Genomic DNA, 8,273 nt, shown 5'->3' on the forward strand with positions numbered 1-8,273 from the left:
CGGGGCGGCCGGTGGTGGCCCAGGTGCCGCGGCGCCGCCTGAAACAGCGCCGCAGCAGCCGGGTCGTCCCCCGTGTCCCCCCGTGTTTCCCCCGGTTGGTGCTGACCGGATCGTGTCATTCGGGGGCATCGCACCGCACTGCCGGACTCCGGCAATCTTTGCCCTTCCTTGATGCCGGGCACCGGCACCGGCCGGTATGCGTTGGGTGAGTGTCAAAGTCGCGTCAGGACTGGAGGAGAAAAGCGTGCCGGAGCCGGAGATACCCGATGAGCTTCTGGGGGACTATGCCCGCATCCTCAAGGATGTGGCCGCCACCGGCCGCCGGCTCACGCGGGACGAGCTGGAGGACCGCCGCAGGCTGGGCCGCGAGGCGGCCGAGTCCGGGTTCCAGCTGCGCGCCCTGGTCGTCCGTCATCTCGCGGCGACCCGCGCCGGCTGGCCGCTCAGCACCTCCGCCGACGGCGCGGCCACCGATTCGGTGCTGGCCGCGGTCGAGCAGGCCGTCGACGCCTTCGCGGAGGGCTTCGAGCGGGCCCAGCGGATGACGGTGCGCCGTGAGGAGGCGGCGCGCCGCGAGTTCATCGACGACCTGCTGTACGGGCGCAGCGATCTGGGCCGGCTCGCCGAGCGGGCCACCCGCTTCGGGCTGCGGCTCTCCCGCGCCCACGCGGTGGCGGTGGCGACGGGCCCGGAGGCGTACACGGAGACCGACGCCGTGCCGCGCACGGTCGAGGCGGCGCTGCTCACCCGTTTCAGCGGCCGGAAGATCCTGCTGACGACGAAGGACGGCCGGCTGGTCTGCATCGCCCCCGGCAGTCAGCCCGATGTGCTGCGGTACTTCGCCAAGCAGTCGCACGCGGCGACGGACGGCGGCCGGGTCGCGGTGGGCCGCCCGCACCACGGGCCCGGCGGCGTGGTCCACTCCTACGACGAGGCGCTGGACGCGCTGGACCTGGCGGAGCGGATGGATCTGGACGATCCGGTGCTGTACGCCGCCGACCTGCTGGTCTATCCGGTGCTGACCCGCGACCGGCAGGCGATGGCCGATCTGGTGCGCAGTCAGCTGCGCCCGCTCCAGCAGGCCCGTGGCGGTGCCGAGCCGCTGCTGAAGACGCTCAACGTCTACTTCGAGGCGGGCTGTGTGGCCGCCGAGACGGCCCGTCGGCTGTCGCTGAGCGTGCGGGCGCTGACGTACCGGCTGGAGCGGATCCATCAGCTGACCGGCTCCGACCCGTCGGATCCGATGCACCGCTACACCCTGCAGACGGCGGTCATCGGCGCCCGGCTGCTGGACTGGCCGGCCAAGGAGGTGTGACGGGGCGGACGCCACAGGACCCCGCGTCCGCCGGCGGGTGCCGTGGACGCGGGGTCCGTGAAGGAATGGCCGGGGACGCGCAGGGGGGAGTCGCGCATCCCCGGCCCGCCGGGCGCCGACCGGTGGTCAGTCGGTCCGCGCTTCTTCCGGCGGTTCGGGGCCGGACCGGGCAGCCGGTCCGGGGGCGGGGCGGGAGGCCCCGCGATCTTCAGGCCCTACGGGTCGCACTCGTCCTGCGGGGCGGACTCGCCCTACAGGTCGAGTCCGCCCTGGAGGCCGGAATCGTCCTAGAGGTCGAACTCGTGCGGCGGGAGGTCGAGGGCGAAGCACGCCTCGCGCACGACGGCCTGCTCCGACTTGTCGAAGTCGCCGTCGGCGCCGCCGATGACGATGCCGATCTGGATGACGGCACGCGCCTCGGCCGGCTTCTTCTTCGCCTTGCCGATCTCCTGGAGCACGCTGACCTTGCCGAAGGCGAAGTCGGCGGTGAGCTTGTTCACGTAGTCGTTGAAGCGGCGCTGCAGATCGTCCGCCGGGAAGTTCTGCAGGACCTCGTTGGTCGCGATCAGCGAGGCGACGCGCTGGCGCTCGGACGGGTCGATGGAACCGTCCGCCGCGGCGACGAGGGCGCACATGGCCATGCTCGCGTCGCGGAACGCCCCGCTCTTCAGGTCGTTCTTCTTCGCTTCCAGCTGCGACTGCATCGACGAGGCGGATTCCTTGATCCGATCCCACAGTGCCATGACGTCTCCATACGTTGCGTTGCGGTGCGTTGCCGGATGGAAGTCCAACTCTACAGACGTGTAGAAGTTAGCAGCAGGGGCGCCCGCTGTGTCCCGGAAACGGCGGTCAGTAGGATGCTGCGACGCCGCGGCCGACGCGGCATCGCAGAAGGGCGGACCCCCGATGGACTCGGCCAGGCCCGGCCACCACCCGGACAACGAACCACGGCGCGACGGAGTGCCCGCCGCCGCAGATCCCGGAAGCGGGCGGCTGCGCAGGCGGGGCCAGGGCGAACTGGAGGCCCAGGTGCTCGCCGTGCTGCGCACGGCGGACGGCCCCGCGACGGCCGGCTGGGTCCAGGAACACCTCGAAGGCGACCTCGCGTACACCACCGTCATCACGATCCTCTCCCGCCTCTACGTGAAGAAGGCCGTGACCCGCTCCCGCGAGGGCCGCTCCTACACCTGGACGTCCGCCTCCGACGAGGCCGGTCTCGCGGCCCTGCGGATGCGCCGCGTGCTGGACGGCGAACGGGACCGGGACGCCGTGCTCGCCCGTTTCGTCTCGGCCCTCTCACCCGGCGACGAGGAGCGGCTGCGCACCCTGCTGGCGCGGGCGGACGCCCCGGACGATTCGGGCGATCCCCGTGACCCGGAAGGCCTGTAACCCGCCGATGGGTGTCTTCGTCTACCTGCCGCTCGTGCTGCCGCTGACCGCGCTGCCGATCGCACGCCTGGCCGAACAGCATCTGCACCCCCGCAGCGCGACCCGGCTGCTCGCCGTCGTCGGCGTGCTGCTCGCCCTGTGCAGCACGCTCTGCCTGGGCCTGCTGATGGTGGTGGGCACCGCCCAGCTGCCGGGCAACCCGCTGCCGGACAGCTGGTCGGACCCTCAGGTGCGGGCCGCGGTGCCGTACGAGGTGAAGGCGGGCATCGCCGCGATCGGGGCGCTGGCCGCGGTCCTCGGGGCCTGCGGGCGGACGGTGTACCGCCATGTGCGGCTGCGTATCGGCGCTGGCCGGGCGCTGGCCGCCGCGCCCTCCGTCGTCTCGGGCGACGTCGCGGTGCTCCCGGACCCGGAGCCGTACGCCTACGCGCTGCCCGGAAGCCCGGGCCGGGTCGTCGTCTCGACCGCGATGACGGAGTGTCTGGACGCCCGGGAACGGCAGGCCCTGATCGCCCATGAGCGGGCCCATCTGGCCGCCCGGCACCACCGCTGTCTGCTGGCCGTCCAACTCGCGGCGCGCGCCAACCCGTTCCTGCTGCCGCTGCGTACCGCGGTGTCGTTCAGCACCGAACGGTGGGCGGACGAGGAGGCCGCGGGCGCGGTCGGCGACCGGCGGGTGGTGGCGATCGCGGTCGGCAAGGCGGCGCTGTACTCGCACCGCGCCCCGGACGTCTCGGCCGGCTTCGCCGCCTTCGCGGCCCCGGCGGGCCCCGTGCCGCGCCGGGTCGCCGCGCTGCTCGCCCCGGTCCCGCCGGTCCGGCTGTGGCCGCCGTCCTCCGCCCATGTGGCCCTCGCGGCGCTGATCGCGGCGGTGGGCACGGCGGCCTCGGCCCTGTCGTCGCTCAGCGCGGCCGTGACGCTGGTGGGGATCCTGCACGCGGCGACCCCGCTGTGACGCCGTACGGGCCCGGCGGACGGTCGTCCACCGGGCCCGTACGCCCCGACTCGGCCCGGCTTCGACCGGGCCTGGGTCCGGCCTCAGTCGGCGGAGGAGGCGAACTCCTCCTGGACGGCGAGTGCGGCGGGAGCCGGACGCGCCGCGGGGACCTCGCCGCTCCCCTTGCCGCCGCTGCCGCCGCCGTCCCGGCCGCGCCACGCCTGGATCCTGGCGACGACGGGCTGGGTCCATCGGGCGGTGAGCGGTCCGACGATGACGAGGATCAGGACGTAGGCGGTGGCGATGGGCCCGATCCGGGGCTCGGTCGCCACGGCCAGACCGGCGATGACGATGGAGAACTCGCCGCGTGCGACGAGCGTTCCGCCGGCCCGCCACCGCCCGCGCGAGCCGATTCCGGCGCGCCGGGCCGCGTACCAGCCGGTGGCGATCTTGGTGAAGACGGTGACGATCGCCAGCAGCGCCGCGGGGAGCAGCACCGGCGGGATCTCGGCAGGGTTGGTGGAGAGCCCGAAGAACACGAAGAAGACGGCGGCGAACAGGTCCCGCAGCGGCGTCAGCAGCTTGCGCGCGCCCTCGGCGACCTCGCCCGAGAGCGCGATCCCGACCAGGAACGCGCCGACGGCGGCGGAGACCTGCAACTCCTGTGCCACACCGGCCACCAGGACGGTCAGCCCGAGGACGACCAGCAGCAGCATCTCCGGATTGTCGGAGGACACCGCCCGGCTGATCAGCCGCCCGTGCCGCAGCGCCAGATAGAGCACGAACCCGACGGTGCCGAGCGCGATGAGCAGGGCGATGCTGCCCCCGGCGAGGCCCACTCCCGCGAGCATCGCGGTGAGCAGCGGCAGATAGACGGCCATCGACAGGTCCTCGATGACGAGCACACCGAGGATGACGGGTGTCTCCCGGTTGCCGAGCCGCCCGAGGTCGGTGAGCACCTTCGCGATGACCCCGGACGACGAGATCCAGGTGACCCCGGCGAGTGCGACCGCCCCCACGGGCCCCCAGCCGAGCAGCAGCGCGGCGACGGCACCCGGGGTCGCGTTGAGCACGAAGTCCACGGCCCCGGACGGGTATTGCGTCTTGAGGCTGGTCACCAGCTCCGAGGCGCTGTACTCCAGGCCGAGCAGGAGCAGCAGCAGGATGACGCCGATCTCGGCGCCGACGGCGGTGAATTCCTCACTGGCCCCGAGCGGCAGCAGCCCGCCCTCGCCGAACGCGAGCCCGGCCAGCAGATACAGCGGGATCGGCGAGAGCCCTATCCGCCCGGCGAAGCGGCCGATGATGCCCAGCCCCAGGATGACGGAGCCGAGCTCCACCAGCAGTGCGGTCGTGTCGTGCACGGTCAGCCCTCCGCAATGATCTCGGAGAGCGCGTCGACGCCCTCCCGCGTTCCGACGGCGACCAGGGTGTCGCCGATGGCCAGCCGGAAGTCCGGCCCCGGGGACGGATGCGCACTGTGCGTCCGCAGCACCGCCACGATCGAGGCCCCCGTCCGGGTCCGCGCCTTCGTGTCCCCGAGCAGCCGCCCGCCGTACGGGGAACGGCTCCCCAGCGGAATGTGCTCGGTGACCAGGTCGATGCCCTCGGTGCGCACGGCGTCGATGGGTGCCGCGTCGATGAGGTGCGCGAGGCCGGTGGCCTCCTGCGGTGTCAGGGGTACCGAGAGCCGGCAGGAATCGGGGTCGTCCTGGTCGTAGAAGCCGATGAAGCGGCGTCCGTCGTGGTGGACGACGACGGAGATGTGCTGGCCCGACTCGGTCGTGTAGTCGTACTGCACACCGACTCCGGGCAGCGTGGTGCGGTGGGTTCCCATGGCTTCCTCCCGAGATGCGGCGGCTCTTGACGCACTTGGTGATCTCTTTATTCGCCCATTACCTTATCCGGAGGCTCCCGCCGCCTGCGGGGCGCGGGGCGCGGGGCTGCCGAGCGCGGGGCGCGCGGCCCGTGCCCGGCACCCGGCCCATGGCGAAGGCCCTGGTCGCCGACCAGGGCCTTGCTGTCTCCGTCACCGCCGGTATCAGTGGTCCTTCAGGGCCGCCCGCACATGACGCTCCAGAGTGCTCGCGATCGTCCAACTCGCCGCGCAGTCCAGGCGTTTCCAGCTGTTCGTGGGCCGGCAGGTGAGGACGTAGGCGAGCTCCCGGTGGCGATCGAGGGCGCCTTTGTCGAGCACTACAGCGGAATACCCTTGCTGCGTTCCAACAGCCGGTTCAACTTCGGCACGAACTCGTCGGCGATGCCGATGAATTCGTGGTTGTCCTTGCAGAACCGTCGACCGGTCTCGACGACTGCGAGGATCCGGCGGAGGGTGTCGTCGATCAGGCCCGCGGACAGCGACGCCTCGCACGCCTCCACCCACTCGGTTCCCCGTCGTGCGATCACCGAGAAGGAGTGCGGAGAGGCGCCGCCGTGGCGCCGCGTGACATCCTCCAGCACGCTTATGGCCTCGAACGCACGGTCACGGAGGCTGCTGTCGGCAGGGCTCTCCGTGGACCGGCGCAGTCGTATCGCGCTCCACGCAGTGAGGACGAAGTGATCGGACGCTCCTCCTTCACATCCCTGGGCGGTTTCCAGATGGTTCTCGGCTATGCCGAGGTCGCCCCGTTCGAGCTCGTATTCGCCACGCTGCAACCAGTAGTGGAAGTTGTCCCGCAGCAGTTCGTGCACGGTGCCGTAGATGTCCCGGACCTGTGCGGGCTTGAGCCGGAGCGTCACCATGAGGGAGTGGTTGAGCAGCCGGACCAGGATCCTGCGGTAGGGGTCGTCGTTGTCGCGGATGTCGGCCGCGTACTGCGCGTAGAACCTCAGCAGGAACTCGATGACACCGGCCAGCTGGATCGGGTTCTTCTTGAGGACCGTCTCGACCACGGTGTCCGCGATGGTGCGCTGTCGGCACCGTACGGTCCCGTCCGGGGCAAGGGTGAGGAAACGCCTGGCCACGAGCTGGTTGATCGCTCGGTTCAGTGACGGCTTGGGGGCGCCCCGCCCGGAGACTATCTGAAGCAGGTCCTCCTGCTCGATGCCGCGTTTCTTGAAGACGATGGCGGATTCGAAGACGCAGACGGTCGCGTAGACCGAGACCTGCTCGGGTTCCAGTTCGTGGTACTCACTGGCGACCTTCTCCTCGAAGCGCTTACCCGTGACCACCTGGATCATGGCCACGAGCAGACTGCGGTCGCACAGCTCCCGCAGTTTGTCGATCTTCTCGGGCCGGAGTTTCTGCCGCTTGAGTATCCCCGGCAGACCGTGCGCGTGCAGCACGTCGACGATGTGCCCCAGGTCCTCGTCCTTCAGGGGCTCGTCCGCCGACACCCGCAGGGACTGGAAGGTGACGTCCAGTTCGTCGGAGCGGGTGGTACGGATCGCCGCGACAACCAGCGCTCTGCCACCGTTGCTGAGCTCTCTGAGCAGTGAGGCACCCAGGCTTCCGAAGATGTCGACATCGTCCACGAAGATCGCGTCCGCCGACATGCTGAGGGCCTGGGCCTTCAGGTTCGGCAGCGGATCGGTGGCCTCGCGGTCGATCCAGGCCACCGTTCGTCCTGCCTGATGCAGCTCGTATGCGTACTGCATGAGCGCCGTGGTCTTGCCGGAGCCGGCCCGGCCCTCCACCAGGGCGATCCGGTGCCTTCCGTCCTCCGCGGGCTGCGCGCTGGCACGGATGCGGTCGGTGATCGAGAGCTTCACGGCAAAGCCGTCCTTGACGTCACCCCACGTCGGGTCCTGGCCTTTCAGGAACTCCACACTGCCGGCCGGCGCGTTGTCGACGAGGGACGAGACGAGCTTGATTCCGGAGCCCCGTCGTGCACCGACCCGAATATCCGCCAGTCGTCTCCTGCCCTGCTGGAGCACCTCCAGGCCCGGCCGCAGTTGCTGCACCGCGAACTCGTGCGGAGGTACCTGAATGTGTGTCAGGCCGGCCTGTCGTATCCGAGCGCGGTCCGCGGCAGTCCCCGGTCCTGTGATGAGGAAACGGGGAAAGTGCTCCGCGTCGCTCTGCGGCTGGGTCAGGGCGAGAGCATTCCACAGCGACCGGCTGCTGGGGGAGGAGGCCATGAAGACCGTGGGATGGGTCAGTAGTTCCGCTTTCAGCCTGCGAAACCACAGAGCACGTGGCGTGAGGTCGTCGTCCGCGGGAACGGTGAAGTCGAGGGCTTCGGACGCGGTGGGGTTGCCGTGCATGGCCACCGCCTCGACCGTAGCGTTGCCGGCTGCGGGTTTCCGCGCCATGGCGTTGACAAAGGTGTTGGTCTCCGCGGTCCGCGGGTCGGTTTCGAGGACCGACGAGAAGATGTCGGTCGCCGTGAAGTCGTAGATGCGCCACCAAGGGGCCTGCAGGATGCGACGTGCGGCCTTCGTGGACTCCTGGTCGGCGCCGCGCAGTTCGGCGACGTGCCGGTCGACCGTTCGGGAGCCCAGCTCGGTGAGAGCGGTGCTCCAGATCTCGGAAATGGCGGGCGCCGGGTCGGGCACGACGCCGTACACCGCTTGTGTCAGCTGCTGGGTGAGGGTGTAATGGTGGAGTCGGGTATTGGAACTGCCTGAATACCTCGGCCAGTGCGGACCCATGCCGTGAAGTCGTCGGCGAGTCCGGGCGGGTTGTCGCTT

8 protein-coding genes are annotated in these 8,273 nt (G+C 70.7%); 3 read left to right on the forward strand and 5 right to left on the reverse strand.

Annotated features, from left to right (window positions below; all coding sequences use genetic code 11):
• Positions 1-244: 244 nt before the first annotated feature.
• Positions 245-1,315 (forward strand): PucR family transcriptional regulator, encoded by a 1,071-nt coding sequence (locus ACWCPY_RS19100; RefSeq protein WP_451266352.1) that lies wholly within the window; start codon positions 245-247, stop codon positions 1,313-1,315.
• Between the two features lie 287 nt (positions 1,316-1,602).
• On the opposite strand, the gene ACWCPY_RS19105 is transcribed toward ACWCPY_RS19100, so the two are convergent.
• The gene (locus ACWCPY_RS19105; protein ID WP_189543223.1) at positions 1,603-2,058 is read right to left on the reverse strand and encodes a tellurite resistance TerB family protein; all 456 of its coding nucleotides are present in this window, start codon (positions 2,056-2,058) and stop codon (positions 1,603-1,605) included.
• Between the two features lie 163 nt (positions 2,059-2,221).
• Between ACWCPY_RS19105 and ACWCPY_RS19110 the strand changes: the two genes are divergently transcribed.
• Together ACWCPY_RS19110 and ACWCPY_RS19115 are read left to right on the forward strand one after the other, a co-directional pair.
• Positions 2,222-2,704 carry a BlaI/MecI/CopY family transcriptional regulator gene (locus tag ACWCPY_RS19110; protein WP_451266354.1) on the forward strand — a complete coding sequence of 161 codons (483 nt, stop codon included), beginning with the start codon at positions 2,222-2,224 and terminating at the stop codon, positions 2,702-2,704.
• A 7-nt stretch (positions 2,705-2,711) separates the two neighbouring features.
• On the forward strand, positions 2,712-3,659 hold the full coding sequence (locus tag ACWCPY_RS19115) for a M56 family metallopeptidase (RefSeq protein ID WP_451266380.1): 948 nt from the start codon (positions 2,712-2,714) through the stop codon (positions 3,657-3,659).
• A gap of 83 nt (positions 3,660-3,742) precedes the next feature.
• On the opposite strand, the gene ACWCPY_RS19120 is transcribed toward ACWCPY_RS19115, so the two are convergent.
• From ACWCPY_RS19120 to ACWCPY_RS19135, 4 genes are all read right to left on the reverse strand, one after another.
• Positions 3,743-5,005 carry a cation:proton antiporter gene (locus ACWCPY_RS19120; protein WP_451266356.1) on the reverse strand — a complete coding sequence of 421 codons (1,263 nt, stop codon included), beginning with the start codon at positions 5,003-5,005 and terminating at the stop codon, positions 3,743-3,745.
• A 2-nt stretch (positions 5,006-5,007) separates the two neighbouring features.
• Complete coding sequence (locus ACWCPY_RS19125) at positions 5,008-5,478, reverse strand: cation:proton antiporter regulatory subunit (RefSeq protein WP_390138204.1); 471 nt, start codon at positions 5,476-5,478, stop codon at positions 5,008-5,010.
• 204 nt (positions 5,479-5,682) lie between these two features.
• Positions 5,683-5,838, reverse strand: a complete 156-nt coding sequence (locus tag ACWCPY_RS19130; RefSeq protein ID WP_451266359.1) for a hypothetical protein — start codon at positions 5,836-5,838, stop codon at positions 5,683-5,685.
• Entirely contained in the window at positions 5,838-8,138 is a 2,301-nt protein-coding gene (locus ACWCPY_RS19135) for a P-loop NTPase (RefSeq protein ID WP_451266361.1), read from the reverse strand. The genes ACWCPY_RS19130 and ACWCPY_RS19135 overlap by 1 nt, the downstream gene beginning before the upstream one ends.
• Positions 8,139-8,273 lie beyond the last annotated feature (135 nt).

This window comes from Streptomyces sp. NPDC002403 (assembly GCF_053593015.1).